Origin of the sequence: uncultured Pseudoteredinibacter sp., assembly GCF_947502065.1 — a bacterium.
GTDB lineage: Bacteria > Pseudomonadota > Gammaproteobacteria > Pseudomonadales > Cellvibrionaceae > Pseudoteredinibacter.
Map to the genome: position 1 here is coordinate 1,551,069 of NZ_CANMYE010000001.1, position 18,475 is coordinate 1,569,543.

At 46.9% G+C, this 18,475-nt stretch carries 17 protein-coding genes; 5 read left to right on the top strand and 12 right to left on the bottom strand.

Going from position 1 to position 18,475, the window contains the following annotated elements; all coding sequences use genetic code 11:
- The first annotated feature begins 1 nt into the window (after position 1).
- The 3 genes from Q1A41_RS06500 (at position 2) to Q1A41_RS06510 (ending at position 2,105) form a co-directional block, all read left to right on the top strand.
- Positions 2 to 298, top strand: a complete 297-nt coding sequence (locus Q1A41_RS06500) for an EscU/YscU/HrcU family type III secretion system export apparatus switch protein (RefSeq protein ID WP_299976028.1) — start codon at positions 2 to 4, stop codon at positions 296 to 298.
- 136 nt (positions 299 to 434) lie between these two features.
- On the top strand, positions 435 to 1,286 hold the full coding sequence (locus tag Q1A41_RS06505; protein WP_299976030.1) for a sulfurtransferase: 852 nt from the start codon (positions 435 to 437) through the stop codon (positions 1,284 to 1,286).
- Between the two features lie 87 nt (positions 1,287 to 1,373).
- Positions 1,374 to 2,105, top strand: a complete 732-nt coding sequence (locus tag Q1A41_RS06510; RefSeq protein WP_299976032.1) for a sulfite exporter TauE/SafE family protein — start codon at positions 1,374 to 1,376, stop codon at positions 2,103 to 2,105.
- 101 nt (positions 2,106 to 2,206) lie between these two features.
- Here Q1A41_RS06510 and msrA read toward each other — a convergent pair whose 3' ends face one another.
- From msrA to Q1A41_RS06525, 3 genes are all read right to left on the bottom strand, one after another.
- Complete coding sequence (gene msrA / locus Q1A41_RS06515; protein ID WP_299976034.1) at positions 2,207 to 2,851, bottom strand: peptide-methionine (S)-S-oxide reductase MsrA; 645 nt, start codon at positions 2,849 to 2,851, stop codon at positions 2,207 to 2,209.
- A 46-nt stretch (positions 2,852 to 2,897) separates the two neighbouring features.
- A complete protein-coding gene (locus Q1A41_RS06520) occupies positions 2,898 to 4,067 on the bottom strand; it encodes an acyl-CoA dehydrogenase family protein (protein WP_299976036.1) in 1,170 nt (389 codons plus the stop codon).
- 154 nt (positions 4,068 to 4,221) lie between these two features.
- Positions 4,222 to 4,656, bottom strand: a complete 435-nt coding sequence (locus Q1A41_RS06525) for an Lrp/AsnC family transcriptional regulator (RefSeq protein WP_299976038.1) — start codon at positions 4,654 to 4,656, stop codon at positions 4,222 to 4,224.
- Between the two features lie 244 nt (positions 4,657 to 4,900).
- Here Q1A41_RS06525 and Q1A41_RS06530 point away from each other — a divergent pair, with 244 nt between their 5' ends.
- Entirely contained in the window at positions 4,901 to 6,088 is a 1,188-nt protein-coding gene (locus tag Q1A41_RS06530; protein ID WP_299976040.1) for a type III PLP-dependent enzyme, read from the top strand.
- Between the two features lie 416 nt (positions 6,089 to 6,504).
- Here Q1A41_RS06530 and panP read toward each other — a convergent pair whose 3' ends face one another.
- Positions 6,505 to 8,115, bottom strand: coding sequence for a pyridoxal-dependent aspartate 1-decarboxylase PanP (gene panP, locus Q1A41_RS06535; RefSeq protein WP_299976042.1), 1,611 nt, complete (start codon positions 8,113 to 8,115; stop codon positions 6,505 to 6,507).
- 232 nt (positions 8,116 to 8,347) lie between these two features.
- Between panP and Q1A41_RS06540 the strand changes: the two genes are divergently transcribed.
- A complete protein-coding gene (locus Q1A41_RS06540; protein WP_299976044.1) occupies positions 8,348 to 10,141 on the top strand; it encodes a DEAD/DEAH box helicase in 1,794 nt (597 codons plus the stop codon).
- Between the two features lie 27 nt (positions 10,142 to 10,168).
- Here Q1A41_RS06540 and Q1A41_RS06545 read toward each other — a convergent pair whose 3' ends face one another.
- The 8 genes from Q1A41_RS06545 to Q1A41_RS06580 all read right to left on the bottom strand — a co-directional run bounded on the left by Q1A41_RS06545 (position 10,169) and on the right by Q1A41_RS06580 (position 18,202).
- Positions 10,169 to 10,630, bottom strand: a complete 462-nt coding sequence (locus tag Q1A41_RS06545) for an ASCH domain-containing protein (RefSeq protein WP_299976046.1) — start codon at positions 10,628 to 10,630, stop codon at positions 10,169 to 10,171.
- Positions 10,631 to 10,695: 65 nt separating this feature from the next.
- Positions 10,696 to 11,076 (bottom strand): VOC family protein, encoded by a 381-nt coding sequence (locus tag Q1A41_RS06550; protein ID WP_299976048.1) that lies wholly within the window; start codon positions 11,074 to 11,076, stop codon positions 10,696 to 10,698.
- 60 nt (positions 11,077 to 11,136) lie between these two features.
- Positions 11,137 to 11,655, bottom strand: coding sequence for a hypothetical protein (locus Q1A41_RS06555; protein WP_299976049.1), 519 nt, complete (start codon positions 11,653 to 11,655; stop codon positions 11,137 to 11,139).
- Between the two features lie 30 nt (positions 11,656 to 11,685).
- Positions 11,686 to 11,997: a hypothetical protein gene (locus Q1A41_RS06560; RefSeq protein ID WP_299976051.1), complete on the bottom strand. Its 312-nt coding sequence runs from the start codon at positions 11,995 to 11,997 to the stop codon at positions 11,686 to 11,688.
- A gap of 168 nt (positions 11,998 to 12,165) precedes the next feature.
- The gene (locus Q1A41_RS06565) at positions 12,166 to 13,026 is read right to left on the bottom strand and encodes an alpha/beta hydrolase-fold protein (protein WP_299976053.1); all 861 of its coding nucleotides are present in this window, start codon (positions 13,024 to 13,026) and stop codon (positions 12,166 to 12,168) included.
- A 450-nt stretch (positions 13,027 to 13,476) separates the two neighbouring features.
- Positions 13,477 to 14,529, bottom strand: coding sequence for a 2-oxoacid:ferredoxin oxidoreductase subunit beta (locus tag Q1A41_RS06570; protein ID WP_299976055.1), 1,053 nt, complete (start codon positions 14,527 to 14,529; stop codon positions 13,477 to 13,479).
- Positions 14,530 to 14,552: 23 nt separating this feature from the next.
- Entirely contained in the window at positions 14,553 to 16,412 is a 1,860-nt protein-coding gene (locus Q1A41_RS06575) for a 2-oxoacid:acceptor oxidoreductase subunit alpha (protein ID WP_299976057.1), read from the bottom strand.
- On the bottom strand, positions 16,409 to 18,202 hold the full coding sequence (locus Q1A41_RS06580; RefSeq protein ID WP_299976059.1) for an FAD-dependent oxidoreductase: 1,794 nt from the start codon (positions 18,200 to 18,202) through the stop codon (positions 16,409 to 16,411). The genes Q1A41_RS06575 and Q1A41_RS06580 overlap by 4 nt, the downstream gene beginning before the upstream one ends.
- Positions 18,203 to 18,475 lie beyond the last annotated feature (273 nt).

The window sequence follows — 18,475 nt, forward strand, 5'->3', positions numbered from 1 at the left end:
CATGAACAATCAAAGCGAACACTTCAGTGATGCCGAATTAAGCCAAGCGGTCGCCCTGTTCTATGATGGCCAAACCGCTCCCCAAGTGACCGCTAAAGGTGCTGGCGCTACGGCGCAAGAGATAATGGATATAGCCCGAGAGCATAAAGTCCCTATGTGTGAAAACCCCGAGCTTATCAAGCTTCTTAGTGAAGTCGAGCTAGGTGAGCAAATTCCCGAAGCCCTCTACATTTGCATTGCTCAAATTTTGTCCTTTGCTTACCAGCTGCAAGGTAAAACGCCCGCAGACAGCCATTGAACGCCAAAGACACGAAGCACTACCCAGCGATATACCCAACAATCTGTCACCCTGGCACTTGAGGCGGATGCACGCAACAGGTAAGGTTAAGGCCTCTTGTCATAACTAACGATAACAAACCTGTATTAGAGCCTTTATGGAAAAGCAGCACCTTCTTGCGCCTTGTGTTTCAACGGATGACCTAAAGCAAGCTATCGATGCACGCGATAATAAAACCTTAATTTTTGACTGCCGATTTGCCTTAGGTGACCCCAACTACGGCTTACTCTCTTATGAGCAGGGCCACATACCCGGTGCCTATTTTTTAGATATTGAGGCCGATTTATCGGCACCTGTAGAAGGTCATGGTGGCCGCCATCCTCTTCCGCGCATTGGCGAGCTGCAAGAGCGATTACGTAGCTGTGGCCTTACCCGTTTTCACACAGTAATAGTTTACGACGATCAGTTTAGCGCCTATGCGGCTCGCGCTTGGTGGCTACTCAGATTTATGGGCTTAGAAAACGTCTATATTCTGGATGGTGGCTATAAAGCTTGGCTAGATTCTGGCGGTAGCGTGGACAAGCGCGAGCCAGCTCCCAAACCCGGCAATTTCCTATGTCGACCACGCGCTGGCTGGATTAGCGATTATGAAGGCATCAGCCATATTAGCCAGCAATTGCAAAATAACAGCAATAGCGAACACCTGCTTATAGATGCTCGCGAAGAAAAACGCTTCCAGGGTATTGAAGAACCTATTGATCCAGTTGCCGGACATATTCCAGGCGCTAACAATATGCCGTGGCAAGATCTTGTTGATGAACAGGGTTTTTTCAAACCGCTAAACTATCACCAAAATCGTTGGGCTTTTGTAGAGCCACAACAAGTGCCCATCAACTATTGTGGCTCAGGGGTGACAGCCTGCATGAATTTGGTATCTCTGTATATTGCCGACAGGCAAAACGCGATGCTCTATCCCGGCAGCTGGAGCGATTGGTGCAGCTACCTTTAGCACCTATTGTTACACTGCCAATAAAGGCCGGCTAAAATACTGCTCTATTGCGTACCAATGCGCCCTTTTTCAGGCCGACGATAACTTATGCTTTACTTGTTGCTCTTTGTTGCCGGCGCGATTGCTTGGATGATCAGCACCGTCGCCGCTGGCGGCGCAGCCATGCTATTAATCCCTATCTTAGGCTTAAGCGTGTCGGCACAATCGGTTGCACCGGTGATCACGGTTGCCAGCCTTATGGCAAACCCTTCTCGCACCTTTGTGTTTTGGCAATATATCCACTGGCCGGTTATTGTTCGCTTGCTTCCCGGAAGCATTTTAGGGGCCATTATCGGTGCTTATGCTTTTACCCAAGTACCGGCTTTTTACCTACAATTTATCTTGGGTATTTTTTTGTTATCTACCCTGTGGCAATACCGCTTTGGCAAACGTAAGCGCTCTTTTCCCATGCCAAGCTGGGCTTTCTTCCCCTTAGGTATTTGCGTTGCTTTTGTATCTGGCATTGTAGGTGGCGCAGGCCCCGTCATGAACCCATTCTTTTTAAATCACGGTTTAGAAAAAGAGCAACTGGTCGCCACCAAAGCATTTAACTCCCTAGCCTTACAAAGTACAAAGCTTCTTAGCTATTTAGGACTTGGGGCGATGAGCTGGGAAATGGGCCTTAGCGGCTTGCTTATTGGGGCCGGTGGCATTGTGGGCGTTTTCTGGGCACGCAATCATCTAGAAAGAATCGACAACGAGCGCTTTCGCCAATACGCACTTTATTTAATGCCTATAGGCGGTGTGCTGTTAATCGCCAAAGCCTTTGCCAGCCTATAAGACTAGTATTGAAAATACACTTACTAAAAACACTGGGCATAAAAAAGCGCAAGAATACAAGTCCTGCGCTTTTGGCTGTGGCTAGGCTAAAACGACTTAGATTAGATATCCAAACCTATCGGGCAAGTCACCCCAGTACCGCCAATGCCACAATAGCCTTGCGGGTTTTTGTCCAGGTACTGCTGATGATAGTCTTCAGCGTAGTAAAACTCAGGAGCCATTTGGATTTCAGTACTGATCTGGGCTAAGCCAGCTTTATCCAACTGGGCTTGATAAGCATCGCGACTGGCATTTGCGAGCTCAAGCTGTTCTTCACTAAGGCAGTAAATAACCGAGCGATACTGGGTTCCCAAATCATTACCCTGTCGCATGCCCTGGGTTGGATCATGATTCTCCCAAAACACTTTTAATAAATCCTGATAGCTTATTTTATTGGCATCAAATAAAACTCTGACCACCTCAGAATGCCCTGTCATTCCAGAACAAACTTCTTCGTATGTTGGGTTCTTGGTGTAGCCACCGGCGTAACCAACCGCAGAGCTACGCACACCCTCTTGTTGCCAAAACTTTCTCTCGGCACCCCAAAAACAACCCAAACCAAAGACCGCCTCACTTAAACCTTCAGCAAAAGGCGGTACGATAGATTCTCCGGTAACGGTATGAGCCGTGCTTACTTGCATAGCTTCGTCACGCCCAGCTATGGCTTGATCAGGGCTGACCATTTGAGATTTATCGTGTTGCAACATATTAAAAATTCTCTGTTTAAGCGCCGTTAAAAACACCAAAGCTGCGCTACTGCTGAGCCGCAGCTTCTGCGAGCAATTCGCGTGCAATAATAATTTTTTGTACCTCGGACGTTCCTTCATAGATAGAAGTAATTCGAACATCACGAGCGTACCGCTCCAGTGGGTGATCTTTTAAATAGCCAGCGCCACCGAGCAACTGTAAGGCGGTATAGCAAACCTGATTGGCCTTTTCAGTGGCAAAAAGTTTAGCCATCGAAGCCTGCTTACCAAATGGCAAACCCTGGTCTTTCAAATAGGCCGCGTTCATTAATAATAAGCGAGCTGCCTCTAGATCGGTATAAGCTTCACTCATCATCCACTGAATGCCTTGAAAGTTGGCAATGGGCTGCCCGAATTGCTCGCGTTCTAAAACATAAGCGCGACCATAATCCATCGCTGCAGTCGCCACACCTAAAGCAAGCGAACCAATACCAATTCGGCCACCGGCCAATTCGCTCACGGCTATTTTAAAGCCTTGATTCAGCTCGCCCATCATAGCGCTGGCAGGCACTCGACAATTATCAAAAATGACTTCATTAGTGGCTGAGCCATGCTGTCCCATTTTATGTTCAGCAGGCGCAATAATCATCCCAGGAGTATCCGCTTCCACCAAAAAGCAGCTAATGCCCTTGCCCTTTTTCGCATCTTTGTCTGTTACAGCCCAAACTACAAACACACCGGCGTATTCTGCACTGGTGATATAAAGCTTGCTACCATTTAAAATAAAGTCATCACCCTCTCGAACAGCACTTGTGCGCATTCCCGCAGGGTCCGAGCCCGCTGAGGCCTCCGTTAAACAAAAACCACCTGCAGCGTATTCACCACTACAGATTTTTGGAATGTATTTCTGCTTTTGCTCTTCATTTGCAACAGCTTGGATCACCTCGGCAACCATATTGGTAACCGACATGGTTACTGCCGTCGAAGCACAAGCTTTTGCAATTTCGCTAATCGCTAAGCTGAAAGAGATCACGCCAGCTTCGCTTCCGCCGTATTCAGAAGAAACATTGAGCCCCATAAAACCCAGCTCAGCCAGTTTACGCAGATTATCTAACATAGCAGGCCTAGCAGCTGCCCCACTATCAACCTCTGCAGCAACAGGGGCCAGTTCAGATTCCGCAAAACTACGAGCGGTGTCTTGAATCATTTGCTGTTCTTCGTTTAGGGCTAAATCCATGGAATATCTCTCTTCTTATCTTTTCGTTATTAACTGTCGCTAGGCATTAAATACTTTATTTAGGTCAATTGACACATTACTTGAAGCAATATCAGTTTACCTTAGCTATGTATGGTTTTAGATAGCTAAACCAAAATAACAATAGTTGTTGCCATTAACGCTCAAACTTAGTGGAAAGCACCACAGAGGTCTGGGTACGAATCACCCCATCTAGCTCAGAAATATGATCTACCGCCCTATCAAGATCCTCTGTCGAGGCCGATTTAATATTGGCCACTAGGTCAAACTCTCCACTAATACTGTATAACGCCCCCACATCCTCCATCGCCTCTAACTTTCTACAAAGCTGAGTAACTTTACGCTGCTCAGTTGCGATTGAGACATGAGCTTCAATCATCGTTCCGCGATAAGCATTCGAGAGGCGCAAGGTAAAGCCCTGAATAATGCCCTGCTGCTGAAGCTGCTGGATGTGACTTTGTACAGTGGCGCGCGTTACCCCAAGCTCTCGAGCAAGCTCAGCAACAGAGGCCCGGGCATTATTGCTAAGCAACTGGATTAATTTACGATCCAACTCAGATACGGCTCTCATATTCAGCTCTCAATTAGTAATATCAACCCTAGGGATCACTTTTAATCTATGAGTATTTGACCCGATATTTTACATTTTGACAAGTTAGCAATACCTTTTGATCATCAAAACAAAGCAATTTGTAAAGTCTGATTATTAATTTTGACAAGCAAGCTGTCTATACTGCCAACTATCTGAGGGGCATACACTCCCATTGCATTACCGGCTGTAACACTAAACTACAGCAAGCTTAGCCGAGGTCAAAATGAATCAATATCACCCGTTTCCACACTCTGATAACAGTGCTAAAAGCCAGTCGACGGCCAACCCACTGCAAAGCAGTTATAGCGGGCCAAAGATTATCATCGATAGCGCTATGATTCGCCGCCAAGCCAAGCGTTTTGCAAAGGCTATGCCGCGCGTTCAAGCCCACTATGCGGTTAAAGCCAATCCACATCCTGAAGTGCTACGCACCCTACAAAACTGCGGTGTAAACTTCGAAATTGCCTCACGCAAAGAATTAGAAATGCTACTGGCCCTAGGCGTGGATCCTAAGAGCGTGTTTTACAGCAACCCATTTAAAGGCCCTCAACACCTAAGTTACGCGGTAGAGAACGGTGTCCAATGGTACGTTGTCGATTGCATTGAAGAAATGGAGAAAGTGCTCAGCGCCAAGCCTGATGCCTCTTTATATCTGCGCTTATACACCACCAATAAGGGCTCGCTATGGCCACTATCCAGCAAGTTTGGCGCCGCAACAGATGAAGTAGTGCCGATTTTAGAGCGCGCCGTTGAGCTCAAAGCCGATTTGGCAGGTGTGACTTTCCACGTAGGCTCACAGTGCACCAATACCGAAAACTGGCAAACCGGTATTCGTGAAGCTAAGGCCTGCTTTGAAACTATGCGCAATATGGGTTTAAAGCCTCGCCTATTGAATCTAGGTGGCGGCTACCCCATGCAGCCTAGCGAGATCATTGAAAACCCAACCAAGCAACAACTGGCACCGAGCATCGAAGCGATTGCCGATGTTATCAATACCGAGATTGCCGATCTACCAGATGATATTCAAATAATCGCCGAGCCAGGCCGTTACATGGTGGCAGAAGCAGGCCGCATTATTTGCCAGGTAATTGGTACCACCAAGCGTGGTGACGATCGCTGGGCCTATGTTGATGCAGGCTTCTATCACGGCCTAATGGAGCTAACCGATGCCTTTGATACGGCGGTTACTTCCAATCACTCAGATGAAGATGAGCAAGCGCTGTGGACATTTGGCGGGCCAACTTGTGATTCGATTGACGTATTTGGCAAGGGTGCGGATGGTAAGGGCACACCTCTAAGCGCTAAATTACAGACCGGCGACTTTATCACTCTACACAACACCGGCGCTTATGTGCATGCATGTGGTACCGAGTTTAATGGCTTTGAGCCGTTAGAGGTGGTAGTTATTTAAGGGTAAAAATACTACCTAAGGTTTGCATAAACTTGCAGTGGAGATTATCGCCCCGAGCAAATAATGATCAAACATTAATGAAACACCGTGAAATCCGGCTAAAAAAGACAGCAAATTGCACAAAGCGGACAAACGGTAAAAAAGTTGGAAAAAAACTACAAATTTTATTGAGGGAGCGCTGCTCCCAGACGTTAAAGGATTGCTATTGCTATGGTGCTTAAGCGGTGAAATTACCGCGGAAACGGATTTTGCAAAAGAGCATGGATGCTCAATTTTCTTTCTTTGCACCTAATTCTTTTATTCCCCCCTCGCTTAAAGACGCCCAGCTCGCCATTAATCAAACAGCCAATCGCTTCAGGCGGCTAAATTTCAAGCGCACTTGTGCTTTTACCTCTTAAGGCTTCGGATCAGAGCCTTCAAATCGACTTAGCGACTATCTCACGCTGCTCAGCCAGGATTTGCTGAAGATGCTTCAACTGGGTATAGGGATTTGCCAGAACCACACGCAATACATGAATTGGATCACGACCATAATGAGGCAGGTGCAACTGTGTGCGAGAGACAAAACCCTGGGTCGCGGCCGCTTGCGCAATTTGAATGGCTACCGTTTGCGCGCTTAGCCTTTTGTTGATCTTTTCCAGCTCGGCTTCATTGGCATCAGCGAGAGCCAGCGCTAACAGCGCCCTATCCGCCGGTGGACAATAACGATAGGCCAAAATATTCAACTCTGGCTGGAGGATTAACTCAAAATCATCACTTGCTTCAATAAGCTCGGCAAATGCTTTTGCCATGGCTACAGAGTGATCCACCAAGGCCCCGTAACCTGCAGAACCAATTAGATGGAGGCCGGCGTGCAACAACAGCGACACAGCAGGCCTAGAGCCTTCTAGCGTGTATGCCCCCAGATCTTTAGAGTCTGAACGAATAATATAGGAAGCATGCTGCTTGATGGCATTTACATGCTCAGGATCCTTAAAGAGCACCATTCCTGCCCCCATGGGCACGTAGAGCTGCTTATGGGCATCGAGAGTAATAGAATCGGCCCGCTCAATCCCGGCAAGCTTATTGCGATGCTGAGTGGAAAAGATGGCCGCCCCACCCCATGCGCCGTCGACATGTAAATGGCAATTCAGCTCATCGGCTAAGTCCGCCATTTCATTGAGCGGATCAATAGAGCCAGTTTCTGTAGCACCAGCGACGGCAACCAAAGCCAGAATTTTGATACGACGATTTTGCAGCTCAGCCACTTGCTCACGCAGCGCCGACATATCCATACGATGCTTATCATCGACCGCAACGGCTATTAGATTCTCTCGGCCCAAACCCAGTACATCAGCAGCTTTGCTGAGCGAATAATGGCCACGCTCACTCACCAAAACGGCAAGCCCCAGGTAACCATCTGCGGCCATGGCCGACATGGCTCCTAGCAAACCTTTGTCAGCCAAGTGATATTTACTGAGCAGACGATTTCTTGCCACCCACAAGGCCATGATATTCGCCAAGGTACCACCAGAACAAAATACACCAAAGGCTTGCTTGGGCTGGTGCATATGGCCTTGGTAAAAACGATCCAATTGCTCCGAACTGCGACCCGCCGAAAAGAAACAGCGATGCAACATCGCTAAAACTTGACGCTCTAGATCCGTGAAATAACCAGAGGTTTCCAACTTGACGTTGTTTTGATTTAAGGCGGCCATCAGCTTTTGCACCACCGGCATAAAGGCTGGCAACGCCGAGGTCATATGGCCGATGAAATCAGGCCTCGTGGTATTCACCGTGCCGCTCACTGCTTGGTTTATTAAGCGACTATAATCCGCGTAACTCTGGGCTTGCTTGGGTAACTCGCTGGAATAGAAGCATTGTTCAATTTTGCTATTATTGGATAATCCAGGTCGCTCACTGGCCTGTAAATGTTGCTCAACTTGAGCGCTGAGCTGACGTTCAAACTCGGCCAACTCTGCAGCATCGAATTCAAAGGTCTTGAGGGCCTCAAGCCAAGCTTGGGACAAAGACAGATCGTCCTTCATGGGAGATTTAATTACTCTTCGACTCATAAATGAAGGGCCGGCTAAGGTAGCGGATAGGATCACTAAGAGCAAGTGAATAATGTTAAAAATGATCAGCATTTGCTGTCAGTATTTCTACTACGTTATACAATATAGGGGGACTAGCCAAGAGCGCTCGAGCGTGCCAAGCTGGTGTTTGATCTTAACCCACTTTACGCAGCACCAACATTGCCACTAAGACCCTATGAGTAAAATGAGTAGCTGGCAATTACGCCCCTATCAACAAGAAGCCGTCGATGCCACGATTAAACATTTTCGCAAAAGCAACGATGCCGCCCTTATCGTGCTGCCGACAGGCGCTGGAAAAAGCCTAGTTATCGCCGAATTGGCCCGACTTGCCAAACGAAAGATCTTGGTACTGGCCCATGTTAAAGAACTGGTCGAGCAAAACGCCACCAAGTTTCGTGCTACCGGCGCCCAGGCTTCTATTTTTTCTGCAGGCTTGCAAGAGAAGCAAACACAGGCACAAATAGTGTTCGGCAGCGTGCAATCTGTTGCGCGAAATCTCGAACAGTTTGAACAAGAGTATTCCTTGCTGATCATTGATGAATGCCATCGATTAGCACAGGATGATAACTCTCAATACCAGCAGGTAATTAACACCTTAAAACTTCGCAATCCCTCTTTGAAAGTACTGGGCTTAACAGCAACCCCTTATCGCCTAGATAGCGGCTGGATATACCAACAACATCTTGGCGAAAACATCTGGCGCAGCGATGCCGACACGCCCTTTCAAGCCTGCATTTATGAATTACCGCTGCGTTATATGATCGACAACGATTACCTTACTCCCGTTGAGCTGCTTGATGCCCCTGTCGCACTCTATGACTTTGAACAGTTGCGCACCAAACAAAGTGGTTTATTCAGCCCAAACGATCTCAACTCGGTACTCAACAAAAGTAAACGTGCGACCGCTCGAATTATTGAGCAGGTTTTAAGCTTGAGTGAGCAACGTGAAGCGGTGATGATTTTTGCGGCAACAGTAGAACACGCTAAAGAAATCATGGGCTATTTGCCTGCTGATTGCTCGGCTATTGTGCTGGGCGACATGAAACAAAAAGCTCGCGATTCGGTGATTCAGGCCTTTAAAAATAAGCAGATTAAATATCTGGTTAATGTGGCCGTACTCACCACAGGCTTTGATGCCCCCCATGTTGATACCATTGTGCTGCTTCGCCCAACCGAATCGGTAAGCCTCTATCAACAGATTATTGGCCGAGGACTACGCCTAAGCCCGGGTAAAAAACAATGTCTAGTGCTCGACTATGCCAGCAATAGTCATCGCTTATTTTCCCCTGAAGTGGGCGAAGTAAAACCCAGCGGCGACAGCGACGTGGTAGAAATCCCCTGCCCAGCCTGCGGCTTTGATAATCATTTTTGGGGCAAGCTTGATGAACAAGGCAATTTGCTTGAACACTATGGCCGCCGCTGCCAGGGCTTAATTGAGCAAGCCGAACATAGCGAGAAGCCACAAAGCAAAAAACTACGCTGCGAGTTTCGTTTTCGTTTTAAAGAGTGCCCTAACTGCGGGCAAGAGAATGATATTGCTGCACGCAAATGCCTAAGCTGCGAGCAACTTTTGGTTGATCCAGATGATAAGCTAAAACAGGCCCTAGCCTTACGTGACCACATTGTTTTACGTTGCGCCGGGCAAAGCCTAGATGCAGACCAGAAAGATGGCAAAGAGCGTTTAGAGGTCTGCTATCACGATGAAGATGGCGGCGAGCTTAAGGAGTATTTTTATCTCAACACAAGCAAGCAACGCTATGCTTGCTGGCTGCATTTTCTAAAGCCCCATAAATTACTGCCCGAACACTTTCCCAAGCGCTGCATTGAAGATCTCAGCATCGACTATATTTTACAACGGCAGGATCAACTCAGGCCACCGGATTTTGTCATTGCTCGCCAAGAAAAACGCTACAACCAAGTGATTGAAAAGCTATTTGACTATGAAGGACGTTATCGCAAAGCGAACGAAATACACTAGCGCTGAACAAATAGATAAAAAAATGTTCTAGCGATAAACCACTTCAAATGATTCACAGACTATCGGCATATCCAATGACGGCCTCTGCCCATAAATAGCCAGCTCACGATGATAATAGGCCCAGTGCACCTGTCGCCAATAGGCTAAGCTTTTATCGCCCTCACCTTCAAGGTGGGCGAAACCAGCATCAATCTCTAAATAAGGTCGTACTAGCACTTGTGTTGTTTCAATAAGACACTGGGCAATACCCGCCCAATTGGTGACAATATTTAAATCGCCGACTGCAGGCATAGGCTCGCCGCTATGCTCTAGCCACCACAGGGAGCTCGCGGTAGCGCTTTTATCGCCAGACAATACCCAGGCAGCACATTCGTCGGCATCTTTTGGGTTATCGCAAAAATACCATGCCGGCAATTCCTTCTGCGTTTGATTTATAGACTCAAAATACGCTCGGCTCATGGCTTGAACCGAGGGATGGCTATCATTCATTAGATCAGCACTGTTTTTGTTATCGTTTGTTATATTGTCGCTATGTAATCGGCCCTTGAATACCGCTAAGCGGATTTTGCCTTTTCTTCCATCAACGCCAATAAATTACCTTCAGGATCTCTCAAAAACGCCAACCACAGATCGTGATCCGGCATAGCTGCGGCCAATTCCGGCTCCCTTTCACAATGAACACCGCTTTCCTTTAGCGCTTGAAACTTGGCCTCTATATCAGAAACTTGATAGTACAAAATAGAGTTTTGCCCAGCTTCACCAGCCCCTTGGGGCTCCGTTAGCATTAAACGACTTGCCCCACACTGCAAAAAGGCCAGCTGATCACTGGGGGCAAACAAGAACTCCAAGCCAAGCTGATCGCGATAAAAACTTAAGGCTTCTTTCACATTGGATACCGTTATAGCGATTTGCCCTATGTGGCTGATATCACCCATATCTCTTTCCCATCTCTTTCCAATCACTTTAACTAAAGTAAAATAACAGAATTCAAAAATTCAAATCAAACCCTGCTTTTGCATCTGCCTTATTCTCGCTTTCACCGATGCCGCTTCGTCTCGAAGCGCCATTTCAATGTAATCGCTCACCTCAGCTTTGTATCCAGGAAAGCGTTCGGCAAACAAAACCCAAGCATAATAACTCCACGCTCGGACAAATTTATTTTCACTAGTCAAAGCGCTTTTTAGTATCCGTTCCCAGCTAGCTCTGTCTTCTTCTATCAACTCGAAACTCTTAAAGCTTTGTAAAATATGTAATAGAGTTTGCCAGTGCGGCTCGTTTTCCAATACAGATAAAATAGAGCGGTTGTGCTTTGCCAGTACAATATAGCCGCTATCGCAATGCTTTTTTAGTAGGTGGCTTAAGGAAATATACAGGCGATCGCTAGCTTCCATCTCTATTGGCCATAAGTAAATCAGCTCTTCAAATGAACTATCTTCGACATTCACCCGATAGAATTGCTCAAGCCAGTCTGTATCTTTTCCATCCCAAGCAATCAAATCGGATAAAATATCCACCTCAGCTCTCCCGAGTTAAAGCTAAAAGGGTTAATCCTTTAGTATAAAATTAGCCAATTCCGGGCGTTCTGATATTGCATCATCTGGTGGCATATGTCGTAAGCGAAAAACTCCCGAGGTAACACCATCAGAACCTATAGCTAAACCACCAGAACGATCGCTTTTTTCCAGGCGAATAAAGTGTGTTTCTCCGGCCAGAATATCTAACTCCACTTTATGCTTACTGATAGCCTGTACAGGCATCATACTGGAAGCACCAAAAACATGGCTACCTGGAGCCACATCAAGAATCAAAGCCTGGCCTCCAGCGACGCGTCCTGCTAAACAGGTATTATGTCTCACGGCTGGCCTATTCAAGCTAGAATTCCAAGAAGAAGCTTTATAAAAAACCACTCTGGCCCCACCCTGCCCTGATGGCTGACAAGCGGGTAAACTTGCACAGGCTGGTAGCACCAATACCAATAAAATCAATACAAACCCGACTCCAGATCTCATAAAGCTCACCGTGAATTACTCCTCCCTAGGAAACATCACTCTCAATCCAACTAACGCCGCTGGGTGATAAACACTTAAGTGTGTCTCATCGGGCAGTTCTTTAAACACAAGATCAATGCGATCATCCTTTGAGAAGACTTCAGACAATGCTCGACTGGGCTCAACAATACCTTTTTGGCTGCTCGCAGCGATATAGACTCGCTTCTGATTAGCCTTAGCTTGAGCTTGTTGATTTTTATCCGACAGGTTTTTATTCAGTCTATCCGCCGCGGTAGATACCAAGCGCTCTTTATCCCACCATAGACTAGGATCAACCGCTAGATAGCTATCGAATAAACTTGGTTCCTCAAGGAGTGTTTCTATAACAAATAGGCCCGCCAATGACTCACCGATGATGGCCGTTTCGCCTGATGTACGATAGCGCTTATTGATCTCTGGCATCAGTTCATCGCGAATAAAGGCCCTAAATTTATCAGAACCACCAATATTCGGCGCAATGTCCTTGTCTCTCGGATCACTTGTTGGGCCGGTGAGATCGCGCTTTCTTTCGGTGTTTTCGATACCCACTAAGATAAAGGGGCGCATCGTCCAATTTAAAGCGCCAATTTGCACCAGGCCGGCAATATGCAGAAAGTCCTCTTCTAAGCCACCATCAGGCATGTACAGAACAGGGTATTTGCCCTTTGTATTGCGATGGTATTCAGAAGGAAAATAAATATTAATTCGGCGCTGTTCATTCAGCACAGTCGATTTAAGCAGTAAAGAATCGCCAATGGACAATGAACTCTGCTCTACCGCCAAACTGAGCTTACTTAGCATGGCACATAAAAGCATGAGCAATAGCTGACTATAAGCTTTCCTTCCTAGCTTATTCATATCTAAATCCTTCAATAATTATTGTTTTAAAGGCTGTTGATCATAATAAATACAATCGAAGCAATACAAGTTTAACGCGTAGAGCGCCAGTTCCATCAATTTATATACCACAGCCCAAGATCCAGCCTACTAGCAATGCATTCGAATCCAAGCAAGTGATATCGAAAAGCATCATAGATGGCCAGTAAACCACAACAAAACTTTGATCTACCCACCATCAGAGGTGATCGTGCTGTCGAGGCGTGAAAAACCCTCAAAAACAAGGACGTTTTTGGGGAGCCCCCAGGGATGGGTTCACCGCGTGTTTTTCACGCCTCGACAGCACGATCACCGACTCGAAGCCCCAAGCAAAAGGGAACTAAGCAAAAAAGAATCTATACAGAAGAGGAAAAAGAAGAATAGAAAGGAAATGAAAAAACCGTGGCCGTCAAAGCAGCCACGGTTATAGATTTAACGAAGGCTTTCGTTAATGGCCTGTAAGGCTTTATCGCCTGGGCATAACTCAGATTCACCTAGGGTGCGCAGAGCCTTTTTACTGGTGCCAATGGTTTCGTGACAATCTTGCGAATCGGCATCCATATACAGCAAGCCCGTTAAAATCTTATCTTGGGCTTTGTAGTCTTTAATTAGCTTTAAAGCACTACGGCGATCATTCACATTCAAGTCTGCATCAGCTTTTTGCAGATGCACCACACTGCCATCATGCAAAGTAACTTCTTGTGCGGTGCCGGCACCATAATCTGCGGTAATCTCTTCACGCATTGGCACAAAATCTACAGTGCCGGTAGCGGCTAGGTGATCACGTACGTGCTCGTAGTTTTTGGTAGAACCCGGATTATTGTTAAAGGTTACACAAGGTGAAATCACATCAATTAAGGCAAAACCGCGGTGCGAAATAGCCGCCTTAATTAAGGGGATCAACTGGTTTTTATCGCCAGAGAAACTGCGCGCGACAAAAGTTGCCCCCAGCTGCAAGGCAACACTGGCAAGGTCAATGGCTTCAAACGGGTTTGGCTCACCTTTTTTACTGATAGAGCCTACATCGGCGGTGGCCGAATCTTGCCCTTTGGTTAAACCATAGCAGCCATTATTCTCGACCACGTACATCATGTTCAAATTACGACGCACCGCATGGGTGAACTGCCCCATGCCAATGGAAGCTGTATCCCCATCACCCGAGACGCCCACATAGATCATCTCACGGTTTGCCATATTGGCGCCCGTCGCAACTGAAGGCATGCGACCATGTACCGAGTTAAAACCGTGTGAATTGCCTAGAAAGTAGGTCGGCGTTTTTGAGGAACAACCAATACCTGACATTTTGGCAATATTATGTGGTGGAATTGATAATTCAAAAATCGACTGCACAATGGCGGCACTAATCGAATCATGGCCACAGCCAGCACATAGTGTCGAGATCGAACCCTCGTAATTCTTTTTAGTAAAGCCCAACTCATTAGTGGGCAGTTCTGGGTGGCGAAAAGCCGGCTTAAAGAAACTCATTTCATATTCCCCTCTTCCTTCCCTTATTGGGCCCGTTTAATGGGCGTCACATTATCGTGCTGCACCACATCTTTCACTCGCTGAACAATGGTATCGGCCGTTATGGGCATACCATCGTAATGCAAGATCTTGACCAGGGATTTAGGGTTTATTTCACATTCATTGACCAGTAGCTGACGCATTTGGGCATCACGGTTTTGCTCAATAACAAAAACCGTATCGTGCTCGGCAATAAAATCTTCAACTTCATGATTAAACGGGAAGGCTTTAATACGGCAGCTATCGGCGGCGATGCCCTGTTCGGCCAATTTATCAACCGCCTCTAAGGTCGCATCTTTACTGGTACCGAAATGAACCAAGCCTACTTTTTTACCACCCTCTACACTGATAATTTCAGGTGCCGGGACATAGCTTTTTGCGGTTTCCCATTTATGCAGCAAGCGCTCCATATTCTTCACATACTCGCTGCCGTCTTCGGTATACACCGCGTATTCATCACGCGAGGTGCCACGAGTAAAGAAAGAACCTTTAGTGGGGTGCGTACCTGGATAAGTACGGTATGGAATACCATCACCATCAACATCCAAGTAGCGACCAAAACGCTCACTCATCGCTTCAAGTTCTTCGGCATTAAAAACCTTGCCGCGATCGTATTCACGGGCATCATCCCAGCTTAATGGCTCGGATAAATTATCGTTCATACCCAAATCAAGATCGGTCAGCATGATAACCGGAGTTTGCAAACGCTCGGCCAAGTCAAAAGCCTGTGCTGTCATATCGAAGCAGTCTTTCGGCGTCGATGGGAACAGCAAGACATGCTTGGTATCACCATGAGAGGCATAAGCGGCGGCCACAATATCGGATTGCTGTGTACGCGTCGGCATACCAGTAGACGGCCCTGCCCTTTGTACATCAATCAGAACTGTTGGAATTTCCGCAAAATAAGCCAGGCCCAAAAATTCACTCATTAAAGAGACGCCAGGCCCAGAAGTTGCGGTAAAAGCACGCGCACCATTCCAGCTGGCGCCAATTACCATACCGATTGCGGCCAGCTCATCTTCGGCCTGCACGATGGCGTAATTTTTCTGGCCGCTGGCCGGATCGATACGCATGCGCTTACAGTATTTTTCAAAACCTTCGATGACCGAGGTAGACGGCGTAATGGGATACCAGCCTGCTACGGTAGCACCGGCATATACAGCACCTAAGCCACAGGCTGTATTTCCGTCCAACAAAATACGATCGCCAACATTGTCACAACGCTTCACGGTAATGCTACAGGGGCATTCAAAATTGGCTTTGGCATATTGAAAGCCAAGCTCTAAAGCATGCACATTTGGCGCGATTAATTTTTCTTTGCCTTTAAATTGATCGGCGATCAGGCCCGTTAGCACATCGAACTCAATGTCCAACAAAGCTGCCAGAGCGCCCACATAAATCATATTCTTAAATAGCTGACGCTGACGAGCATCCTTGTATTCATCCATGCAAATCTGCATTAAGGGAATACCGATAAAATTAATATCGTCACGATGCAAACGCAGATCTAATGGTTTGGTGTTGTCATATAAGAAGTAGCCACCAGGACTCACCTCTTTAACATCTTTAGCCATACTCTGCGGGTTTACCGACACCATAAAATCGGTGCCGCCACGACGCCCTAGATAGCCCTTTTCGCTTACCCGTACTTCATACCAGGTCGGTAAGCCTTGAATATTAGAAGGAAAAATATTCTTAGGGCTCATCGGAATGCCCATTCTAAAAATGGACTTTGCAAATAAGTTATTAGCACTGGCCGAGCCCGTGCCGTTTACATTAGCGAACTTAATGACGAAATCATTGACCGCTTCAATGCTTTTTACACCTTTGGCAACTGAACTCATGATTCCGCTCCTGCTTTGGCCATTTCATAGCTAAATTTCTGCATGTCCCAAGCAGCGGTTGGGCAACGCTCAGCACACAAACCACAGTGCAGACAAACATTTTCGTCTTTCACCATCACACGGCCGGTTTGCAATTGACCTTCTGATACCAACAGGTCCTGAGTCAAATTATTAGCAGGCACAATGAGCTTTGCCCTTAAGGCGGATTCATCCTCTTCATTGTCAACAAAGTTAATGCAATTGGTTGGGCAGATGTCGGTACAGGCATCGCACTCAATACACTTGCTCTCGGTAAACACCGTTTGAGCATCACAGTTCAAACAGCGCTGGGCTTCTGCAAATGCGAGTTGCTCATCGTAGCCAAGCTCAACCTCTAAAAGACGATCTTTAACTGAAGTAGCCACATCAGCGTGGGGAACCGCATAGCGAACATCTTCAACCACGCCATTATCGTAGCTCCACTCGTGGATACCCATCTTCTGACTCACGAGATTAGTTAATGCCGATGGGCGCTCGTTTAATACCGATTTTCCGTTCAAGAACAGATCGATAGAAACTGCGGCATGGTGACCTTGCGCAACCGCCGTAATAACGTTGGCTGGGCCAAAGGCCGCATCGCCACCAAAGAATACTTTTGGTAAGGTAGACTGGAAGCTCTCTTCATTAACCACGGGCATATCCCATTGGCCAAACTCGATACCCAGATCGCGCTCAATCCATGGGAAGGCATTATCTTGGCCAATGGCGATGCAGACATCGTCACATTCAACCAATACTGGCTCTTCGCCTAAAGAGACTAAACTGCGCTTGCCGTTTTCATCGTACTTAGCTTCCACACGATCAAAACGCATACCCACAAGCTTGCCATCTTCAACAACAAATTCTAGCGGCACATGGTTTTCCATCATTGGAATGCCTTCACGTTCGGCATCCTCAACCTCCCAAGGCGAAGCTTTCATTTCGCTCTTAGGGCTGCGCACAATGACTTTCACTTCGTCTGCACCGATACGCAGCGCAGTACGACAGCAATCCATGGCGGTATTACCACCACCTAACACAATGACTTTTTTACCCACTTTATCTGTGTGTTCAAAAGCTACATTTGCCAACCACTCAATACCTAAATGAATATTGGCATCACCTTCTTCTCGGCCAGGAATTTTAAGATCACGACCGCGTGGCGCACCCGTACCCACAAACACCGCATCGTACTCTTTGTCGAGAACGGCTTTAAGGCTATCAACATAAGTGTTGAACTGGGTGATAACGCCCATATCAAGAATGTAATTCACTTCTTGATTTAGCACTTGCTCCGGTAGACGGAAGGAAGGGATCTGACTGCGCATAAAGCCGCCACCAAGCGGCTGATCATCATAAAGATGAACATCATAGCCAAGCGGCATCAAATCACGGGCAACCGTCAGTGAAGCTGGGCCACCGCCAATAAGGGCGACTTTTTTACCGTTCTTTTGCTTGGGGATTTCTGGCATTCGAGCAGCCACATCCTCATCAAGCTTATTATCTGAAGCCACACGCTTCAGACGGCAAATAGCCACGGGCTCCTCTTCCACCCGCCCTCGTCGACAAGCGGGCTCACAGGGTCGATCACAAGTTCGCCCAAGCACACCAGGAAACACATTGGATTCCCAGTTGATCATATAGGCGTCGGTGTAACGGCCGGCGGCAATTAAACGGATATATTCGGGCACAGGGGTATGCGCCGGACAGGCGTACTGACAGTCCACCACTTTGTGAAAGTGATGACCGTCTTCGGTCTTTGTAGGCTTCACAACACGGTTCCAATTGCTACTGCTTGCGCAGGTTCATCATTATTACCCGCTTTTGGCGGGTATGGCTTATGGGGCATTTATTCAGTGGTTTACCACTCAATTGCCTCTCATTCTTTCTTTTTTATTCTGTTGAATTAGCGTTTGCTTATTCGTTCTTGTAGATGCTAACGCATATTTACTTTACAAGTAAAGAATATCTGCTTACAGATAAACAAGACAACAGAGCTTTTTCCTGTAATTCGCCGTATTCTAGTAGAAAATGAAGGAAATTTG